Origin of the sequence: Marinobacter sp. DS40M6, from assembly GCF_028581595.1 — a bacterium.
In the GTDB taxonomy this organism is placed as follows: domain Bacteria; phylum Pseudomonadota; class Gammaproteobacteria; order Pseudomonadales; family Oleiphilaceae; genus Marinobacter; species Marinobacter salarius.
Genome location: NZ_JAFCAE010000001.1, coordinates 371,455 through 390,911, shown reverse-complemented (window position 1 = coordinate 390,911; position 19,457 = coordinate 371,455). Strand labels below are relative to the sequence as shown.

15 protein-coding genes are annotated in these 19,457 nt (G+C 58.3%); 3 read left to right on the top strand and 12 right to left on the bottom strand.

What is annotated here, in order from left to right; translation table 11 throughout:
- Window positions 1–29 precede the first annotated feature (29 nt).
- A complete protein-coding gene (locus tag JJO78_RS01705; protein WP_075196362.1) occupies window positions 30–1,040 on the top strand; it encodes a hypothetical protein in 1,011 nt (336 codons plus the stop codon).
- Here the strand turns inward: JJO78_RS01705 and JJO78_RS01700 are convergent.
- Window positions 1,034–1,288, bottom strand: a complete 255-nt coding sequence (locus tag JJO78_RS01700) for a hypothetical protein (RefSeq protein WP_036207701.1) — start codon at window positions 1,286–1,288, stop codon at window positions 1,034–1,036. The genes JJO78_RS01705 and JJO78_RS01700 overlap by 7 nt on opposite strands.
- 364 nt (window positions 1,289–1,652) lie before the next feature.
- Between JJO78_RS01700 and JJO78_RS01695 the strand changes: the two genes are divergently transcribed.
- The gene (locus tag JJO78_RS01695; protein WP_036207704.1) at window positions 1,653–1,997 is read left to right on the top strand and encodes a hypothetical protein; all 345 of its coding nucleotides are present in this window, start codon (window positions 1,653–1,655) and stop codon (window positions 1,995–1,997) included.
- Between the two features lie 4 nt (window positions 1,998–2,001).
- Here the strand turns inward: JJO78_RS01695 and JJO78_RS01690 are convergent, their stop codons facing one another.
- The 10 genes from JJO78_RS01690 to JJO78_RS01645 form a co-directional block, all read right to left on the bottom strand.
- The gene (locus tag JJO78_RS01690) at window positions 2,002–3,288 is read right to left on the bottom strand and encodes an EstA family serine hydrolase (protein ID WP_041332770.1); all 1,287 of its coding nucleotides are present in this window, start codon (window positions 3,286–3,288) and stop codon (window positions 2,002–2,004) included.
- Between the two features lie 114 nt (window positions 3,289–3,402).
- Complete coding sequence (locus JJO78_RS01685) at window positions 3,403–4,977, bottom strand: sensor domain-containing diguanylate cyclase (RefSeq protein ID WP_075196363.1); 1,575 nt, start codon at window positions 4,975–4,977, stop codon at window positions 3,403–3,405.
- A gap of 186 nt (window positions 4,978–5,163) precedes the next feature.
- Window positions 5,164–7,407, bottom strand: coding sequence for an NADP-dependent isocitrate dehydrogenase (locus JJO78_RS01680; RefSeq protein WP_075196364.1), 2,244 nt, complete (start codon window positions 7,405–7,407; stop codon window positions 5,164–5,166).
- 486 nt (window positions 7,408–7,893) lie between these two features.
- On the bottom strand, window positions 7,894–9,885 hold the full coding sequence (locus tag JJO78_RS01675; RefSeq protein WP_075196365.1) for an acetoacetate--CoA ligase: 1,992 nt from the start codon (window positions 9,883–9,885) through the stop codon (window positions 7,894–7,896).
- Between the two features lie 16 nt (window positions 9,886–9,901).
- Window positions 9,902–10,681 (bottom strand): 3-hydroxybutyrate dehydrogenase, encoded by a 780-nt coding sequence (locus JJO78_RS01670; RefSeq protein WP_075196366.1) that lies wholly within the window; start codon window positions 10,679–10,681, stop codon window positions 9,902–9,904.
- 12 nt (window positions 10,682–10,693) lie between these two features.
- Window positions 10,694–12,058, bottom strand: coding sequence for a TRAP transporter large permease (locus JJO78_RS01665; protein ID WP_075196367.1), 1,365 nt, complete (start codon window positions 12,056–12,058; stop codon window positions 10,694–10,696).
- A complete protein-coding gene (locus JJO78_RS01660; RefSeq protein ID WP_075196368.1) occupies window positions 12,058–12,696 on the bottom strand; it encodes a TRAP transporter small permease subunit in 639 nt (212 codons plus the stop codon). Before JJO78_RS01660 ends, JJO78_RS01665 begins: the two co-directional genes overlap by 1 nt.
- 117 nt (window positions 12,697–12,813) lie before the next feature.
- The gene (locus JJO78_RS01655; RefSeq protein ID WP_036207728.1) at window positions 12,814–13,866 is read right to left on the bottom strand and encodes a TRAP transporter substrate-binding protein; all 1,053 of its coding nucleotides are present in this window, start codon (window positions 13,864–13,866) and stop codon (window positions 12,814–12,816) included.
- A 326-nt stretch (window positions 13,867–14,192) separates the two neighbouring features.
- Entirely contained in the window at window positions 14,193–15,638 is a 1,446-nt protein-coding gene (locus JJO78_RS01650) for a sigma-54 interaction domain-containing protein (protein ID WP_227662330.1), read from the bottom strand.
- A gap of 114 nt (window positions 15,639–15,752) precedes the next feature.
- Window positions 15,753–17,864: a 3-hydroxybutyrate oligomer hydrolase family protein gene (locus JJO78_RS01645; RefSeq protein WP_075196441.1), complete on the bottom strand. Its 2,112-nt coding sequence runs from the start codon at window positions 17,862–17,864 to the stop codon at window positions 15,753–15,755.
- A 344-nt stretch (window positions 17,865–18,208) separates the two neighbouring features.
- On the opposite strand from JJO78_RS01645, the gene JJO78_RS01640 reads away from it, so the two are divergent.
- Window positions 18,209–19,096 (top strand): alpha/beta hydrolase, encoded by an 888-nt coding sequence (locus JJO78_RS01640; RefSeq protein WP_081899282.1) that lies wholly within the window; start codon window positions 18,209–18,211, stop codon window positions 19,094–19,096.
- On the opposite strand, the gene JJO78_RS01635 is transcribed toward JJO78_RS01640, so the two are convergent.
- A complete protein-coding gene (locus tag JJO78_RS01635; protein WP_075196369.1) occupies window positions 19,097–19,456 on the bottom strand; it encodes a DUF6164 family protein in 360 nt (119 codons plus the stop codon).
- Between the last annotated feature and the right edge of the window lies 1 nt (window position 19,457).

The window sequence follows — 19,457 nt, the reverse complement described above, 5'->3', positions numbered from 1 at the left end:
GACAACGACGCATCTCAGGGTCACTTGAAATGAGACATTCCTGCATTTTCGCCACCGTTCCCCTGTTTGCCCTGACATTGGCCGGCTGTGGGCCAGATGACTCTTCAGACAGTAATTTCATCAACCCGGCAACCAGCGTGGCGTTGACGTTCGAAAGCTTTGATATCCAGAACGAAGATGGGCTGCCCCCCGTACTGCCCCAAACCATATTCTACGATTTTTACCGGGGCGTTGAGCCCGCTGACGGGGAGGACGACGAGGGAATAGCAACGCAGCTGCGTGAGCGTCTTAATACGCTGATGGGCCTGACGCCAAGCAACGATGGTACCCGCTACACCAGTGCCCGCAATCCGATGGACTTCCTGCAACATGTCATTTCATCGAACCAGGTGGACTCATTCAACCGGGGCCGCCGACTGATGCGGGACAGCATGAACAGCGGTGACCCCGCTACTTACAACACACCGGACAAGAACGCGCAGATCCACTTTACCGAAACCGGTGGCAACAATGGAACCGAGCCTGAACCTGACCAGATCTGGGTCTATCCGCTACTGGACTGGACCAGCAACCCGCAACTGAACAAGATTTTCCGGTCCTTTCAGTTTATCGCCAGGGCGCCCGATCAGAATGACAGTTCACCGTCAGAGATTGCCAGTGCGTTCTGGAGTGGCCGCTTTGCAAATGAAAGCTTCTCGGTGAGCGGTTACAACCGGCCAGAGTTTGCGTCGCTGAGTTTTACCGGTCGCTCACTGGGCCACGGGGAACTGTTTCAGGAGTTCATCAGAAACAAATCAGACATGCTGACATTCCTGGACACATCCGGCATTACCGTTGACGGCCAGGAACCGGACTGCATTCGGGTCAGAGTGGACTATGAGGCTGCAGAAGTGCGCGTTTTTACATCCAGTGGCGAAGACCCTACCATCGAGGATGACGAAACCGGGGAAACCTCTCCCAATCCGGCACATTGCGGAAACCAGCAGAACGGCAGCGAGGCCATTTTCTACCAGTCCGTGACTATCGATGAGCGTCAGTAACCGGTATTGCCCTGCATATCCCAGTTCTTGAGGAACCCCTTCTTGCGGTCGATCATGCGCTCGTAGGTCGAGATCATGATGGCGGCATGAGGGGCTTTGGTCAGTCGGAGGGTTTCAATACGGCGCTCAAGGCGTGCCACTTCGGTACTGACCTGCTGGCAGACGTGGGACCGAACACTGTCGTGATGGTCAAGCTTGACCGGGCGCGGCTGTTCCGGCCCAGGCTGTGGCTGCGTGTGTTTATCCATGATCGTCCTCTTCCACTGAGTATCCAATGATCAATACGCCGAAACCGATGATTCCGCCCATGTTTTAGTGGCTCTTTTTGGCCGGGCTGGAAGTCCTTTTATCCTTCTGTTTCGTCGGGCTTTTCCAAAGCCTCAGTACATACTGTAGCAGGCTTTGTCCACGTTGTATGATTTGGCGTAATTCTGCACAACTGTCGGACAAAACTCAATAAAAATGAATAGAGTTTCATATTTTTTGCAGCGAATACGACGCTGCTACCCAAACTACACGAACAAACCCCTGCTATAGTTCCCTTCAGATCACCATATATGCGCAGCCATTTGCCGTAACAGCCCCATTCCATCCCGGCCAGGAAGACCGCTTATGAACCAGACATCCGTTGCCGACACACTAAGGGAATACCTTTCCCTGCTGGAGCTGCTTGACGATGCGTACTGGGAGGCGAGCTCCATTCAGCACAAGGACATGCTTTACGACATCATCAGCATCTTCAGTCAGGAAGTGGCTGAGATCAACAAACTCAGCATCATGGACCACCATTACCCCTACGAAGTTATCACTGAGGGAATCCGGCGGGTGGTCCCCAAGCTGGAGCGGCTGGATGAAAGTCGGGAGGATGTGATCCAGCGAACCCAGACACTCACCGACTTCCGGGATATCCTGTCGTCAGTGCTGGGGATACTGGAGGAACAGCTGGCGACCCTTTAAGGGGTCAGGCCGCCACCAGGGGCCTGCGGTTTTCCGGTATCAACGGAAAACGGTCGCACACTGTGTAGACAAACCGCGCCAGCGCCGGCAGATGGTGGCCAACAATGGGGATGCCGGTGTTGAGCAGGCTGACGGAAATGTCCCGGGCTGCATCGGCCCAGCACAGCTTGTTGATCAGACCAATGTGACCAAAGGCATGCCTGCTTTGCTGGCCCCAAAGCCCCACGGGGTTGCCTCCAAGCATCATGCCCGCACTGAAGCGCATGGGGATCATCATCGTGCGGTCAATCTGTAGCGAGCCAAACTGTTGGATGGAGCGCCTCACGGTCATCTCGCCGCAAATACGTTTGCCATTCCAGACCCCGCCATTGAGCATCATCTGAAAGAAACGCCCCATTTCCTCGGCGGTGCCACACAGGTTGCCTGCAGGGATAACCGCCTCCTGGAAGCGGGGATCATTGGAGACTCGTTCCACGGTGCGTATATCGCCTCCCAGCGCCCGGTTCACAATCCAGGATACCGGAAAGCGCGGCGTTGGGCCGGTGGCATAGTTGCCGGCCAGCTTATCCACGTCTGCGGGTGCAATCCCATAGGTAAACCACTTCATACCCATGGGCTTGCGGAGGTGTCGGTCGATATACGCCTCAATGGTATCGCCGGTCACTTTCTCCAGTACCCGCTGCAACACAAAGCCCCCGGTGATGGCGTGGTACGCCACTTTGGCACCATCCACCTCCACCGGCTTCGCTTCACACAGCAGGCGCCAGATTTCGTCCCTGTCCCAGAGCACATCAATGGGGGTTTCCCGGGGAATCGCCGGAATGCCGCCACGGTGGGACAACACCTGGTGAATGGTAATGGTGCGCTTACCACCCCCCGCAAACTCCGGGCAGTAATACGACACCGGGTCCATCAGATTGACCAGTCCCTGTTCCGCCAGGATGTGGATTAGCAGGGCCGTGACTGCCTTGGAGGCGGAGAAATAGCAAATGGGTGTCTCGGTGGTCATCGGCACCTTCAGCGCGTCCACGGCGTCATGGGGCCCGTTGCCACTGGCATGGCCGATGGCTCGATGCAGGATCTGTTCGCCCCGGTGCCTGACCGACAGCTGTATGCCCGGATGCACTCCGGTTCGGTACAACCGCTCAACGCTGTGCCAGATGGCCTCGACAACCTCGGGGCTCACTCCGGCCAGCTCCGGTTTCTCGCCAGCCTCATCGCGGTGGGTTACTGACGCCAGGTCAGTGGGAACGGCGGAGGTGTGGAGCGCACGGCGGGCAATTCGGTTCATCGCTTGACCTTTGATTCCGGAGACTGTCTTTTCGCACATCCTGACGCTGGATATCACCCGGCACATTGGCCGGATAGCGGGCCTGGCTGCGTCAACTCATCCAGCACATCGTCTTCAGGGATTATGGGCTTCCTCGGTCAAGGGTGCCAGTACCACCTGATTGCGGCCATCGGCCTTGGCCTGATACATGGCCCTGTCGGCTGCCGCGCACAGGGTATCGGCGCTTTCACCATGGTCGGGAAATACGGAAACGCCGATACTGACGGTCAGTGCGACCGTGTTGCCACTCCCCAGAGACTGTGGGGCATCACTCACCAGTCGGCGCAGTCGCTCTGCGGTATCCAGAGCCTCGCGATAGTCCATTTCCGGCAACAGGATAACAAACTCTTCGCCGCCAAACCGACCGACACTATCCACACTCCGCACGCTCTCTGCCAGCAATGCGCTAACCGCCTTCAGCACGGAATCGCCAGCGGCGTGCCCGTACAAGTCATTGATGTGCTTGAAATGGTCAAAGTCGACCCAGAGCAACGCCAGGTTTCGACCATAGCGCGTGGCACGGACAATTTCCTCATCCAGCAACCGGGCCATCTCCCGACGATTCAGCAACCCTGTCAGCGGGTCCCGGGCCGCCATCTCGGACAACTCGTTTTCAAGTGCTTTACGGTCAGAGATATCCAGCACAATCCCCTCAAGCACCAGCTCACCCTCACCTTCGACACTGCGGCCGCATTCCCAGACCCAGATCCGAGTTCCATCCTTGCGAACAAGGGAATACTCGATGGAAAACAGCTCCGCATTGCCGACGGCCAGGTCCACTGCTTGCAGCGTCGCCTCATCGATGCCTTCTGCGATCAGCTCGGCAAAACTGATCACTTTGTTGTTGATCAGTTCATCCGGCTCGTAGCCGGTCAGCTGACGACAGCCTTTGGAGGCGGATATCAAGGTCCAGTGCTCATCGTATAGGCAGCGGTAGGCCATGCCGGGCAGGCTATCCAGTATGGTGGCTAACTGGCGCTCACGCTGACGGGCCATAGTCTCCGCCTGGCGAATATCGGTAATATCCTGTCCGATAGCGATTGACCCTGCGAGTTCACCCGTTTCATTCCGCAGGCTGCGCGAGTTCCAGGACAGCTGTCTCTCACGTCCATCGCGGGTGGTTATCCAGGTTTCGTAACCGACAACCTCGCCCTCATCGCGGAGAATTTCGTTCGCCCTCTCACGGATTCTGGCCCTGTTTTCCTCATCGGGATACAGCAGCTGCCAGATCTCATCGGACCCGATCACTGCCTCCCTGGGATAGCCGCTGATGTCTTCCGCGGCCTTGTTCCAGAGTACCACCCGGCCCTCCGGATCCAACACGTTGATCCAGACATTGGCGCGCTCAATCACGCTTTCACGGAACTGGCTCAGTTCCCGATTTTCCTTGCGCTGATGGCGGTAGAGCGACAACAACTTCCGGTCATTGGTGAACTGTCGAATCAACAACAGGAAAAGTGCGAGCCCGGTCACCAGGACGAAAAGCGCGCCCTTGTAGGTTTGTATCCTGCTAACTACGTCCGGATCGGGAAACCATTGCTGCACCAGATAGTCGGAAAACGTAATCCACAACCATCCCACCAGCAAGTAGGTTCCAACAACCCACAACGAACGTCGCAGCGGCGTAGGACGGCCTTGAAGTTTCTCCATCTAAACAGTTTCCCCGGGTTCCGGCTGCTTCCCTGTTGGTGTGAACACCTCGGGCCCAAATCGAAGGCATGACACCCTGAAAATAGACACAGACGGCGCCGCCGTCGAGCGAATATTGCAATTGATGAGGCATAAAAAAACCCGGAGGGTGCTTCCACCGTCCGGGTTTTGCCAGGCTTTATAGACTTACTTTACCTGAGCGCGAGCCTCTTCGAGAATGCGATTGAAGGTCTCACTGGGCTGCATGATCTTGCAGACGTTCTCGGCCGGTGGGTGATAGTAACCACCGATATCGGCCGGATGGCCCTGGATCACACTCATTTCTTCCAGGATTTTGTCCTTGCTGTCTTCCAATTGCTTCGACAGCTTCGCGAAGAAGTCCTTCAGATCCTTGTCGTCATCCTGGTTGGCCAGTTCCTCTGCCCAGTAACGGGCAAGATGGAAGTGGCTGCCACGGTTGTCCAGTTCACCGGTGTTGCGCGACGGTGACTGGTTGTTCTCCAGCAGGCGCTCGGTGGCCTTGTCCAGGGTCAGGCCCAGCAGGCGCGCACGTTCGTTGTTCTGCTTCTCACCCAGTTCTTCCAGGGAAACAGCCGTCGCCAGGAACTCACCCAGCGAGTCCCAGCGTAGGTGATTTTCCTGCAGCAGTTGCTGAACGTGCTTCGGCGCGGAACCGCCAGCACCGGTCTCGTAAAGGCCGCCGCCGTTGAGCAGGGGCACGATGGACAGCATCTTGGCACTGGTGCCCAGCTCCAGGATCGGGAACAGGTCGGTGAGGTAGTCGCGCAGGACGTTACCGGTGACCGAGATGGTATCCAGACCACGAATCAGTCGCTCCATGGTCCAGCGAATGGCACGTACTGGCGACTTGATGAGGATATCCAGGCCGTCGGTATCGTGCTCCTTGAGGTACATTTCGACTTTCTTGATCAGCTCAGCGTCGTGCGGGCGCTCATCGTCGAGCCAGAACAGGGCGGGCATGCCGGTGGCACGGGCACGGTTAACGGCCAGCTTGACCCAATCACGGATCGGCAGGTCCTTGGTCTGGCAGGCACGCCAGATGTCGCCCTTCTCGACTTTGTGCTCAGTCAGTACGGCGCCGTCTTCAGCAATAACGCGAACAACCCCGTCTTCCTTGATTTCAAAGGTCTTGTCGTGGGAACCGTATTCCTCGGCCTTCTGCGCCATCAGACCAACGTTCGGCACCGTGCCCATGGTGGTGGGATCAAACGCGCCATGGGTCTTGCAGAAGTTGATCACTTCCTGATAGATGGTGGCGTAGGTGCTTTCAGGCATCACCGCTTTGGTGTCCTTGAGCTTGTTGTCCCGGGCCCACATCTTGCCGGAGTTACGGATCATTGCCGGCATGGAGGCATCAACGATGACGTCGCTGGGTACGTGCAGGTTGGTGATGCCCTTGACGGAATCTACCATGGCAATTTCCGGACGATGCTCATAGCAGGCGTGCAGGTCTTCAAGGATCTGCTCCTGCTTGGACTCCGGCAGTTGCTTGATCTTGTCCGTCACACTGGAAAGACCGTTGTTGGGGTTCACGCCCAGTTCGTCAAACAGTTCGCCATACTTGTCGAACAGCTCCTTGTAGAAGATCTTTACCGCGTGACCGAAGACGATCGGGTGGGAGATCTTCATCATCGTGGCTTTGACGTGCAGGGAGAACATCACACCGGTTTTTTCGCAGTCTTCAATGCAATCATCAAAGAACTTGCGCAGCGCCTTGCAGCTCATGAACATGCCGTCCAGCACTTCGCCTTCCTGCAGTGCCAGCTCACTCTTGAGAACGGTCTGCTTACCTTTGGCGTTCTCGAAGACGATGCGGGCGTTGGTGGCCTTGTCCAGTGTCAGTGACTGTTCGTTGGAGTAGAAATCACCACCGCGCATGTGGGCCACGTGAGTGCGTGACGCCGGGCTCCACTCGCCCATGGTGTGGGGATGTTTACGGGCAAAGGCCTTGACGGCGGTCGGAGCACGACGGTCGGAGTTGCCTTCACGCAGGACCGGGTTTACCGCGCTGCCCAGGACTTTGGAGTAGCGGGCGTGGATTTCTTTCTCTTCGTCTGACTCAGGGTGTTCCTTGTACTCGGGAACCTTGTAACCCTGGTCGTTAAGCTCCTTGATGGCAGCCCGCAGCTGGGGAATTGAGGCACTGATGTTGGGAAGCTTGATGATGTTGGCTTCCGGGTCCTTGGTGTAGTCACCCAGCTCTTTGAGGTCATCCGGGACTTGTTGCTTCTCTTCCAGGTAATCAGGGAAGAGCGCGAGAATACGGGCAGCAAGCGAGATGTCGCTGGTGCCGAACTCGATGCCTGCGGGCTTGGCGTAAGTTTCGAGGATGGGAAGAAGTGACCGTGTCGCGAGGGCGGGGGCCTCATCGGTCAGTGTGTAAATGATCTTGGCTTTGGATGATGTCATTTTCGTCCTCAGGCTGATGGGTGAGTTCAGGACGGTCACCGCAGGGTCAGCCGTCTTGTGAACGTCTGGCTTGAGCGATGACTGATTCGGGAACTTTTGATAGACCTACTAAGATAGCATTTTTTTGCCAATTCTGGTTACGATCTTAGTATAAGAACCGACTAAAAGTTCGCTAAAAGCCGTTACAGGGTGATGAAAAGGCAGGAATTTACGAAACTTTCGGACATTTAGGTTTGGGAGTATCGCGCTGGGGGTAGGGGCAACCAAAACACGCTCAAGCACATCCCTGTGGCGCTTGGGCTCCGCCATCCATGGCTCCGCACAGTTTTGGTTGCCCCTACCCCCAGCGCTCGGCAAATTTCATGCATGCCCGCCGGTTACAGCAGCCACCGTAGGTCGGATTAGGCGAAGCCGTAATCCAACAACAAGGCTCAAACATCAGCCCCCGTCGCATTTCGCTACGCTCTATACGACCTACGAGCTAACTCACCCCTTCGGCAACAACCCCGCCTCGTCTAGGCATTCCCGAATCCGGTCCAACGCCTCCGGATTGCCAAGAGCATCCCGGTTGTCGGCTTTGTTGGAACCGTTGATCAGGCGCGCCACCGCCAGCTCTACTTTCTTGCCGCTGCGCGTGTAGGGAATATCCGGCACCTGGATGATGTGTTTCGGTACGTGGCGCGGGCTTGCGCCCTGGCGGATGCGGGTTTTGAGGTTTTTCTGAAGGTCGTCGGTGAGGGCCTGGCCCTCTGCCGGGACCACCAGCAAGACCACTTCCACGTCACCTTCGATCTGACGACCAACAACCAGGCTGTCTTTGACTTCCGCCACGGTTTCCACCTGGCGGTAGATCTCAGCGGTACCGATTCTCACACCGCCCGGGTTAAGGGTGGCATCTGAACGGCCGTAGATGACGGCGCCGCCGTGTTCGGTGAATTCGATGAAGTCGCCGTGGGCCCAGACATCCGGGAAGGTGTTGAAGTAGGCGTCTTTATAGCGCTCGTTGCCGGGGTCGTCCCAGAAGGCGACGGGCATGGAAGGCAGCGGCTGCCGGCAGACGAGTTCGCCTCGACCGCCACTGACGGGCTGGCCGTCGTCGCCGTAGGCCACGGCGTCAACGCCCAGGAAGCGGCACTGGATTTCGCCACGGCGCACCGGCAACAGCGGTGTGGAGCCCACGAAGCAGCCGCAGATGTCGGTGCCGCCGGCGATGGAGCCCAGCAATACGTTGGGGGCGCCGTCGCTGTAGATCCAGTCATAGTCTTCCGGCAACAGGGGTGAGCCAGTGGAGAAGACGACTCTCAAGGCCGTCAGGTCCAGGTTTTTCGCCGGGGCCAGTTCAGCCTTGCGACAGCCGGCGATGAACCGTGCGCTGGTGCCGTAATGGGTGACTTTCTCGTCGGCCACCACCTGCCATAGATAGTTCAGGTCCGGGTAGCCAGGTGAGCCGTCGACCGTGATGACGGCCGCGCCAGTCAGCAGGGCAGACGCCTGCCAGTTCCACATCATCCAGCCGCAGGTGGTGAAGTACAGGAAGCGGTCGTCGGGGCCGACATCGCCATGGAGCATCAGTTCTTTGGCGTGGTTGACCAGCAGGCCAGCGTTGCCATGCACGATGCACTTGGGTTTGCCGGTGGTGCCGGAGGAATAGAGGATGTACACCGGGTGCTCCGGTGGCAACGGTGTGAAGGAGGGCGCCTGGCCCTGTCCCTCGGCAAGGGCCTCGTCCCAGTGGGTAACCTTGTCGCCAGCGACGGCGGGTTCGCCTGGCAGCTGTTCGATGCTGACAACGCAGCGCAGGCTGGGCAGGCCGTCAATCAGGCCGGCGAAGTCATCCTGGCGGTTGAAGACCTTGCCGCCATAGCCGTAGCCGTTGACCACGATCAGCGCTGCCGGCTCAATCTGGCCGAAGCGATCAAGGATGGCGCCCACGCCGAAATCCGGTGACGCGGAACTCCAGACGGCGCCCAGGCTGGTGGCCGCCAACATACCCACAAGGGCCTCATAACCATTGGTGACCACACCGGCCACGCGGTCACCCTGTCGAATCCCTTTGTTGCGCAGGAAGGCTTCCAGGGCACCGGTGTCCGCTTTCAATTCAGCGTAGGTGCGGCGCAGTACCGGGCGGGTTTCGCAGTAGGCCACAACCGCTTCGCGCTCGGCGTGGTCGCCTTCCGCCAACCGCAGCAGGTTGGCCGCAAAGTTGAGTTTCATACCTGGGAACCACTCCGCGCCGGGCATATCACGTTTGCCCAGAACCGCATCGGCTGGCGTGTCGCATACCAGGCCACAGTAGTCCCATACCTTTTGCCAGAAGGTCTCTAGGTTCTCAATGGACCACCGGTGGAGGGCGTGGTAATCGGCAAACGGGCCGAAACCCTGTTGCTCCAGCCAACCCTGGAACTGGCCCATCTGGCAGTGTTTCAGTGTGTCCTGCGAAGGAGACCAGACCACTGGTGATTGTTCTGTGTTGCTCATCCGTCTCTCCTGTTGCTTACTGCATATGCCAGCCGTGACTGACCACAATGGATTGGCCAGTCAGTGCCGCCGAGGGGAAGGCCGCCAGGTGCACTGCCAGCTCGGCGACGTCTTCCAGGGTGGTGAATTTGCCATCGACGGTATTCTTCAGCATAACCTTACTGATGACCTCTTCTTCGGAAATGCCCAGCTCCTTGGCCTGCTCCGGGATCTGCTTGTCCACCAAGGGCGTTCTGACAAAACCGGGGCAGATGATGTTACTACTCACACCATGCTCGGCACCCTCTTTCGCCACCGCCCGGCACAGGCCCAGCATGCCGTGCTTCGCCGCCACGTAGGGCGCCTTGAGGGGAGACGCTTCCAGGGAGTGGACAGACCCCATATACAACATGGTCCCGCCCCCACTGGCGTACATCTGTTTGAGGGCTGCTCGCGTTACCAGAAACGCCCCGTCCAGATGAACATTCATCACTTTACGCCAGTCGGCAAAGGCCAGTTTATGCAATGGGTCGATATGCTGGATACCGGCGTTGGCCAGGGCCACGTCGAGGCCACCCCATTTTTCCACGATGGCGGCCACGCCTTGGTCAACCGCCTTCTCATCCGTAACGTCCATGGCCAGGGCCATGGCGGTGCCCCCTGCCTTTTCAATGGAATCAACGGCGTCCTGGGCGCTTTCCAGGGTGAGGTCGGCCACGGCCACCCGGGCGCCCTCACGGCCATAATGTTCGGCTATGGCCCGGCCAATTCCGCGCCCCGCCCCGGTGATCAGGGCTATCCGGTTTTCTAGACGCATGTTTCTCTCTCCTTAGTCGTAAGCCACGCTAGGCAGCCAGGTCGCGATTTCGGGCACCAGGAAGACAATCGCCAGAGCCACCAGCTGAATAATGATGAAGGGTATGACGCCCTTGTAGATGTCGGTCACCTTGATTTCCGGCGGTGCCACACCCTTGATGTAGAACAGTGCAAAGCCGACAGGTGGCGTCAGGAACGACGTCTGCAGGCACATGGCGAAGAGGATGGTGAACCACACCAGATCAAAGCCCAGTTGCTGAACCACCGGTGCCACCAACGGCAGGATGATCAGGGTGATCTCGACCCAATCCAGGAAGAAGCCGAGCAGAAAGACACCAAACAGGATGGTAAGAATCACGCCATAGGGGCCGAAAGGCAGTCCCAGCAGAGCGTCCTCGATAACCTGGTCACCACCCAGCCCCCGGAGGACGACAGAGAACGCCGTGGCACCCAGGAAAATGGCAAAAATGAACGCCGCCGTGCGGGTTGTCTGCTGCATGGAAGAGTTGAGCACTTTCATGCTCAGGCGACCCGACATCAGCGCCAACAGCAAAGCGCCCAATGCGCCAACACCGGAGGCTTCCGTTGGTGTTGCGATTCCGGCAAAGATAGAACCCAGCACGCCCAGAATTAACGCGGCTGTCGGCACAACGGCCTTTGCCACTTCCCAGACGATGCCCCAGGTCACTTTCTCAGTACCCTCGGGCACCGGCGCAATGTGCGGTTGCAGCATTGGGCGGATAATGGCGTAGGCCACGTACATGGCCCCCAGCATAAGGCCAGGAAAGAACGCACCCATAAACAGATCGCCAACTGACGCGTCAGGAACCGCCAGCCGATCCGCCATCAATACCAGCATGATGGACGGAGGAATCAGGATGCCCAGGGTTCCAGTCGCACAGGCCGTCCCCACAGCAAATCCCTTGTCGTACTTGTTCTCCATCATCACGGGCAGGGATAGCATGCCCAGCAGCACAACGGACGCACCGATGATACCCGTGGTCGCGGCCAGCAGTACGCCGATAACAATCACGGTTACCGCATAGCCGCCGCGAACAGCGCCAAACAGTTTGACCATACTGTTCATCAAACGCTCAGCCACCCCGGACTGGTCAAGCATGATGCCCATGAAAATAAACATGGGCAGAGCAACAAGAGTCTCGCTGTTTACAACCTTCCATATCCGCTCGGGCACGAGCCCCATGGAGGAGGAATAGTCAAACCACAGATTTGCTCCAAAATTCTCGACGGCGATTACACCGACAACGGTCCAGATAACTGCGGTGCCACCCAACACCCATGCAACCGGAAAACCGGTCATCAACAATGCTCCAAATGTCAGGAACATGCCGATTACGAAAAGGGTTTCAAGCTCCATCAGGACGCATCCTCTTTATTGTTATCCCCGGACTCGATCCGAATTGGCTTCGGAAAACCGAAAAGCAGAGCAGTGACTTTCAGCAGACGGGATAGCGCTGCCAGAATCAGAAGAACAAAAGACAGTGCCAGGATACTCTTGAGAATCCAGCGATAAGGAAGCCCGGCAGGCGCTTGGCTGGTCTCGCCCTGGGCCCAGGAACTGAAGGCATAGGGGATCATTTCGTAAACTGCCAGCCCGAGAAACGGTAACAGCAGGAATACAAGTCCGAGCAGTTCGATCCAGGCCTGGCCCCTGAGAGACAGGCGCTCATGGATCACATCGACTCTGACATGGTCATCCGTCACCAGGGTATAGCCCAACCCCAATAACCAGCCTGCACCGGCCAGATGCCATTGGACTTCTTCCAGAGTGACCGAACCCATGCCAAAGGCATAGCGACCTACCACTGCATAGATGATCACGCCGGTGACCACGATCCAGAGCCAGGAAGCACTCTTGCCTATTGCGGAAATTACACCGTCCATAAACTGGCTGAGCCAGGTCGTCGGGAATTCCGTGTGATGATGAATAAATTGACCGGCGTCCGACGCCGATGCATGCACATCGGGCGGTGAGCCTTTATCAGACACTGTCATACAACAGTTCCTCGTTCAGAAAGCCTGCCGTGAAACAAGGATGGCCCCGAAGGGCCATCCAGACTTAATCAGAGAATACCGACACTCTGGTCGGCATCTCGGGGTCAGCCCCGAACCTTACAGGTCCGCCGGAACATAGGCGCGGGTGTCCCACACCTTGTAGGATTCCATGAACTCCTGCTGGCTTTCATAGACGCGCTTGAAGTCAGCATCCTTGGAGGCTTCTTCTTCGAGCACTTCCTGAGTTACTTCCTTCAGCTTGAGCAGAACGTCGCGGGGGATCTGATCGGCCTGAACGCCCTTGTCCTGGAACTCGGCCAGAACCTTGCCGTTCTTGTACTCGCCTTCTGCGAGACCACGCGTGGTCGCTGCGGTGCAAGAAGCCTCAACCAGCGCCTTCTGGGCGTCAGTCGCACGAGCCCACTCATCCTTGTTGATCAGCATATACTGAGCCGTGAACTGCTGGTGCCAGCCCGGGAACAGGTTGTACTTGACCACCTGATTGAAGCCGAGAATCTGGTCGATGGCGGGCATGGAGAATTCGGTGGCATCAATGGTGCCTTTCTCCAGTGCCTGGTAAAGCTCGCCGCCGGGCATCATGGTGACGGACGCGCCAAGCTTCTCCAGAACCTTGCCACCCAGGCCGGCGAAGCGGATCTTCAGGCCTTTGTAGTCTTCCAGTGTTTCGATGGGCTTGGAGTACCAACCCGCTGTTTCAGGCCCAATGATGCCGCACAGTTGTGCGTGTACATCGAAGCCTTTATTGGCATAGGTTTCCTGCAGCATTTCATGCCCACCGCCGAAGTAATACCAGCCGATATAGGCGGGTGGCTTCATGCCGAACGGAACAGCGGCAAACAAGGGAATCGCTGGCACCTTGCCCTGGTCGTAACCAATCCAGGTGTAGCCGGCGGATACCTTGCCATCGGAAACCGACTGCAGAATATCGAACGCAGGTACCAGCTTGCCGGGCTCGTAGACCCGAACCTGGATGCTGCCATCGGAAGCGGTATTGAGGTTGTCGGCGACCCAGGCAGCAGGTGACCCCAGGCCGGGCAGGTTAGTGGCGAAGGCGACCGGCATTTTCCAGCGCAGGTCATCTGCGAACGCCGATCCGGTAGTCAGGGCGATCGCACCGGCGATACCGGTAAGTGCCTTGAAGAGTTTCATTGGCAAGTCTCCTAGCATTGTTGTTGTATTCGGCCAAACAGGAACGTTCCCGACGGGCCTTATCTGAGTGTAGTCAGACATCGCAGGAAACGAGACAGACAAGATGTGTTTTGGGTCCAACGATAGCGCCAGTCTTGTTTTCTGCGTTGTTCTGACGTCCTGCATCCGGGATATAGCAGGCACTGTGCCAATCACAATATTTTGTTATTTATCAAACAGATAAAAACGAGGAAAGACATCGCACATGACAGACAGTCCGGAAAACCGGACGCATATAGACATCCGTCGTAGGGGTTTGTACGGATAACAGGACAGGTGTCCTGATTTCAGGACATCTTGGCGAGTTTTTCGTAAAGCACCGAACGCGAAATACCCAGCAGTTTGGCTGCCCGGGTACGATTACCACGACTGGCGACCAACGCTTCTTCAATTGCCTGGGCTTCGGCATCGGCCAGGGTTTTAGCCAGTGGACGCACTGGCTGTGGCACCAGCGATGAGGCTGGCCGGTTGCCATTGCGGGGCAACACCTTGAAAATGGCATCGGCGTCCAGCAGACCACCGTCTTCACCCATGGTCAGGGCCCGCTCCAGCACATTGCGCAGCTCACGGATATTACCGGGCCAGTCGTAACCGCCCAAAGCTGCCACACCAGCGTCGGTGATTTCACCCCGCATCTCCAGACCGTCGCAGATTTCACCCAGCAGGGCCTCACACAGCACGCCCAGATCGGCCAGGCGGTCCCGCAACGGAGGAATAGGGATTTCCAGCACGTTCAGCCGGTAATACAGGTCCGACCGGAACTCACCTTCGGCAATCATCGCCTCCAGGTTGCGACTGGTCGCGGCAATGACCCGCACATCCACCGAGGCCACCTTGTTGGAGCCCAGAGGCTCAATCTCACCTTCCTGCAACGCCCGCAGCAGTTTTGCCTGCAACGGCAGTGGCATATCCCCGACTTCATCCAGAAACAGGGTGCCGCCGTTGGCGAGCTGGAACTTGCCTTCCCGGGTGCGGCGATCCGCCCCGGTGTAGGCTCCGGGTGCCACGCCGAAAAATTCAGCTTCCAGCAGGTTGTCTGGAATAGCCGCAACGTTCACGCCCACGAAAGGTTTTTCGGCACGGGTTGAAACGGAATGAATGGCCTGCGCCAGCACCTCCTTGCCTGTGCCGGTTTCTCCCAACAACAACACCGGCATGTCACGACCGGCCGCCAATCGGGCCCGGCGCTTCACCTCCAGCGCTGCGGGACTGGCCCCCACAAAGTCGGCGAGGTTGTAGCGAGTGCCACGCGCTTTCTTCGCCAGCGCCTTGCGGGCTGCGGCCAGATCCTGGTGCAGGCGACGGTACTTGGCCACCAACGGCGTCAGCGGTTGCAGGTCGTCATACAGCACAAACGCCACCGCCCCCATGATGCGCCCTTCGTCGTCATAAAACGGCAGCCGGGTCACCACCAGTTGTTGCTTGCTGTGCTCCATGATATCGAGCAGCAAGGGTTTACCGGTTTCCACCACTTCCGGCATGCGGCTCTGGGGGATCACCTGGCGAACAGGTTTACCGATGACGGCCCTGGGGTCTTCCAACCCGAGCAGATGGGCATAACTGTTGTTGATCCAGGTAATACGGCTTTGGTGATCAACCGCAATCGCGCCGGCACTGGCTTCCTCAAACATGGGAAACAGTGCCTCGATCAGATCCCTGGTCAGGCCACTCTTGTTATTCTCGGTAAACAGCTCTGTCATGTACCCTGTACCACCGGGTTGGATGTTATTCATGGCAATATCCAGAGCACCCGGCGAACCGGGTGCAGAGACGGAAGTATATGGCGCCCCCGGAACAGGGGCAAACAATGCCGGCCCGGAACCTGCCCGGGCCGACCGACAGGTGTGTCAGTCTGGAATCTGTACCTGATCGTCAGCGAACACGATGCGGTCGCCGGCATCCGGGGCAGGATCGATCGGGGTCAGGTTAGCCTCAGACAGAGGGGTGGCCATATCGCCACGCGGTACTGTTCTGACCACCTGACTGGGCGGCAAGGCCTGCTTGTCGGCAAGGTTCGCCCACACCAGATCCAGGGCCTGGAAGAAGTAGTGATGCAGCGGCACATACCGATCCGCAATACCCGGGAAGCCGTTGAGGACATCCAGGTGATGGGCATTGAGAATCTCGTAATACCTCAGCTTGCTGTTGCTGCCCTCAACCCGCTGGTTCAGCCCGAAATAGGGCCGCGAGGTGTGGTTGATGGGCAGGATGGCGTCGGCACGACCGGTCACAAAGACCGTTGGCTTGCCCCGCAGGTTGCCAGACGCGCGAATTTGCTCAACGCCATCAGCAATACGCTCTGACCATTCCGCGGCATCACCCGACAGCGGGCTTCCGGTCACGGCATCGGTGCCCAGGGCAAGGCTTCTCAGACACAGCAGAGCATCCAGACCGTAATCCTGCTGACTGGTGCTGGGCGATGCACTGGCACCCAGATTGGTGGGCTGACCTTCGGCACCGTCGTAAACCAGATTCACCCCGGCACTGGGGGGAATACCGTTACTCGCGGAGAACAGCGCTGCTTCCTGCGCCGCAGTGATCGGCGTGACCGCTCCGCCAGCCCCCGTAGCCGCCAGGCTGATATCACACAACCTGTCCTCAACACCGGCCTGACCGTAGGCGTTGGCATAGGTGGTGGAGATGCTCTGGGCAACCGCCAGCCCGAAATGAACCGGTGCCAGCAGGTTCTGCTCCGGCTGGATACCCACTTCCTCTTCCAGGATGCGCAGCGCATCGGAGGCGCGGTCGTCGGTGGTAGCGCCTGTCACCAGGCCCTTGTTGGCCAGCGAGTTACAGATGTTCTCCGCAATCGTGAAGTTGTTGAATGTGGCGTTCAGTGGCGCCACATCACGCACTTCCGGTGCAATGTTCGCGCAACCCTGATACACCGCCAGCGCCGTGGTGTAATCCAGCAGGCTGCGGCTGTGTTCGGCCAGTTCGGGGCCACTGCCCTGGCGGATGGTAAAGCTGGTATCCACCTGCGGATTGACGTTGGGCTCCGACACCGCCACCCCGTCGATCAGCCCCTTATCGTCAAGCTCAGCGGCACGGACCGAAGCCCCACCGCCGTTGGAAACGCTGGACGCAATCACCAGGGTATCCTTCGGCTTCACCTTGATCACTTTGCGACCATTTCCGGTTTCCTGCCCGAATTCCTCGTTCAGCACATAGAAGCCGAATTCAATCGACTGCAGTACATGCCGCCCCCAGTCAGCCTCGGGGTTGGCCTTGGAGTGAGCGTGCTTGTAGGCGAAACGGTCCGGCCAGGCGGCATCAAAATCAGCCCGCGCCTGGGCATCCAGATCGGCCCGGAACTGCACCGGCTCATCCGCCTGGGTAAGAGTACCGTCGATACGCTGGGCAGAGTTGGTGGCCAGGTTGTGGGAACCGGTTCCCGTGCCCTTGTCGGTGTAGACCACGGCGCAGCCTTTCTTCAGGCCCCATTCGCCGGCGGTGCCGATCGCGCCGTAAATGCCGCGGGAGCCGGACGAGGGCGCCGTTACCATACAGGCCTGCTCGGGGTCGAAACTGGCCGGAACCTGGACCATCACGGTCACCGGCACATCACTGCCATTAACCGTCATGTAAGCCAGGTATTCATTACCCGCAATCAGCCCCTCACCACTGCTATCGACCTGGGGACCAAAGAATTCGCCGTAACCACCACCGGGCACGGTGTCCACAAGAGCCCGATAGTTGTTGTAGATGGCCAGCGTCCGGAGTTCTTCAGGCGTGGGGTTGAGCGGATCATCAAAGGCCGGTGCCGTTGCACTGGCCAGGCCGCTGGCGCCAAGGCCACCGGTCAGGAGATCATCGGTGACGCCATCATACTGGGTGGAATGGACCTCTCCCTGGATGAATCCCGGGAGTTGGTTGAACGGTTTCTTGCTGCTGTCGTTGCAGGCGGTACCCGTCAGAGCCACCGCACCAATCAGCGTGTACTGAAATAGCGTTTTCATAGGTTGTTCCCTGTTGTTTTTGTTAGACATGAGAACCCGGCGTACACGAACGAAGCCGGGTACCATGACAGGGGCCATGCGTATCCTGTGCCAATACAGCAGGACGTTGATTTTCATTGCTTTTTCTTTGAATTGCTCTAATTCTCAAGCACTATTTCCGGATTTCCGGACAGTGGTTAGAGGGGGAGGTGGGCGGAAATGCCCTCTACGGGCCGTCTCGCGACATTGTCCTGAAGCCAGGACAGTGTCCCGTTTTCAGGACAGCGCTGAGCACCGCACAATGCATCCGTGGTCATATTCGAGACGTATAAGTCTTCGTTTCCGCCCGGATGAACGGAGAGTCCATGCACATCAACCGCCTGCTGGCATTGGCCGCCAGCACCTTGCTATCTGCCTGCGCCTCACACCTGAACGCGCCAGCGGAAACGGTGTCGGTACCCGATACCGGCTTTCGCACCACAACTGGCATCACCTATTCCCCGGACAACTGGCCTCAGGAGCTCCAGGCGGATCTTTATCTGCCAGACAGCCCCGACCCCGCACCTGCAGTACTCCTGGTGCATGGCGGTGGTTGGGAACGGCGTTCGCGGAAGGACATGACATGGATCGCAGAGCACCTGGCCGGCCGGGGCTTTGCCGTGATGAACATTGATTATCGGTTTGCACCTGAACACACCTTCCCGGCGCAACTCCACGATCTTCAGATAGCCATGAACTGGCTTCATGCCAGGGCGGGAGCCTACAACCTGGACCGGAATGCGATCAGTGCATTTGGCTTTTCTTCCGGCGCTCACCTGGTCAGCTTGTTGGCCGTGATTGCCGAAAGCCAACACCCGTTGAACCAACCACACGGAGGCGCGGACGCGCGGCCGGTGGCTGTTGTTGCCGGTGGCTTGCCAGCCGACCTGCGAACCTTCGGGTCCGGAAAGCTGATCCGTCAGTTCCTGGGCGGTGATCTGCAGGACATTCCGGGTGTTTATGAGGCCGCCTCGCCGATCACCCACATTACCGCCGGCACGCCTCCGTTTTTCCTGTTCCATGGCGCCCAGGATATGCTGGTGCCTGCGGATCAGGCGCGGGATTTTCGGGCACGCCTTGCGGAGCATCACGTTGAGAGTGAGCTTTACCTGATGCACCTGCGAGGCCACATCACCAGTTTCCTGACGGCCGGCAATGCTGTTGAGAAAGCCACAGACTTCCTGATCCGGCACACGGAAAAGCGGCCGGAGTGACTAAAGAGTCACAAACGGAGCAATTGTTAATGCCAGGATGACAACGATGGCCAGGCAAGCCGCCAGGGTCGTCACCGGCTTGCGGCGAAGCCGATGCCAGAATCCGCCGACCCGGCCCGCCGCCAGATCCTCCTCGTAAGCGTCACGCTGACGCTGCAGGCGCTCCTGCTGGTAGGTTTGCAGCAATTCCCGGGCTCGTTGGGCCTCCTCATTGTCGTGGACCCAGAATCCACCCATGCTGATACCCCAGCGACTGGGAGGCGTCTCGTAGTAGGACACGTTGTGCGTCTCGAACAGCTCGCGTATTTCGTCCGCCTCGTCGTCGGGGACGTGACGAAGGTTCATGAGGTGGTTGGTCATG

Excerpts from the sequence above, each read along its gene's own strand:
- JJO78_RS01635 (WP_075196369.1), bottom strand. The coding sequence starts at position 19,456 with ATGACCAACCACCTCATGAACCTTCGTCACGTCCCCGACGACGAGGCG.
- JJO78_RS01680 (WP_075196364.1), bottom strand. The coding sequence starts at position 7,407 with ATGACATCATCCAAAGCCAAGATCATTTACACACTGACCGATGAGGCC.
- JJO78_RS01650 (WP_227662330.1), bottom strand. The coding sequence starts at position 15,638 with ATGAATAACATCCAACCCGGTGGTACAGGGTACATGACAGAGCTGTTT.
- JJO78_RS01705 (WP_075196362.1), top strand. The coding sequence starts at position 30 with ATGAGACATTCCTGCATTTTCGCCACCGTTCCCCTGTTTGCCCTGACA.
- JJO78_RS01645 (WP_075196441.1), bottom strand. The coding sequence starts at position 17,864 with ATGAAAACGCTATTTCAGTACACGCTGATTGGTGCGGTGGCTCTGACG.
- JJO78_RS01655 (WP_036207728.1), bottom strand. The coding sequence starts at position 13,866 with ATGAAACTCTTCAAGGCACTTACCGGTATCGCCGGTGCGATCGCCCTG.
- JJO78_RS01670 (WP_075196366.1), bottom strand. The coding sequence starts at position 10,681 with ATGCGTCTAGAAAACCGGATAGCCCTGATCACCGGGGCGGGGCGCGGA.
- JJO78_RS01640 (WP_081899282.1), top strand. The coding sequence starts at position 18,209 with ATGCACATCAACCGCCTGCTGGCATTGGCCGCCAGCACCTTGCTATCT.
- JJO78_RS01700 (WP_036207701.1), bottom strand. The coding sequence starts at position 1,288 with ATGGATAAACACACGCAGCCACAGCCTGGGCCGGAACAGCCGCGCCCG.
- JJO78_RS01695 (WP_036207704.1), top strand. The coding sequence starts at position 1,653 with ATGAACCAGACATCCGTTGCCGACACACTAAGGGAATACCTTTCCCTG.
- JJO78_RS01690 (WP_041332770.1), bottom strand. The coding sequence starts at position 3,288 with ATGAACCGAATTGCCCGCCGTGCGCTCCACACCTCCGCCGTTCCCACT.
- JJO78_RS01660 (WP_075196368.1), bottom strand. The coding sequence starts at position 12,696 with ATGACAGTGTCTGATAAAGGCTCACCGCCCGATGTGCATGCATCGGCG.
- JJO78_RS01665 (WP_075196367.1), bottom strand. The coding sequence starts at position 12,058 with ATGGAGCTTGAAACCCTTTTCGTAATCGGCATGTTCCTGACATTTGGA.
- JJO78_RS01685 (WP_075196363.1), bottom strand. The coding sequence starts at position 4,977 with ATGGAGAAACTTCAAGGCCGTCCTACGCCGCTGCGACGTTCGTTGTGG.
- JJO78_RS01675 (WP_075196365.1), bottom strand. The coding sequence starts at position 9,885 with ATGAGCAACACAGAACAATCACCAGTGGTCTGGTCTCCTTCGCAGGAC.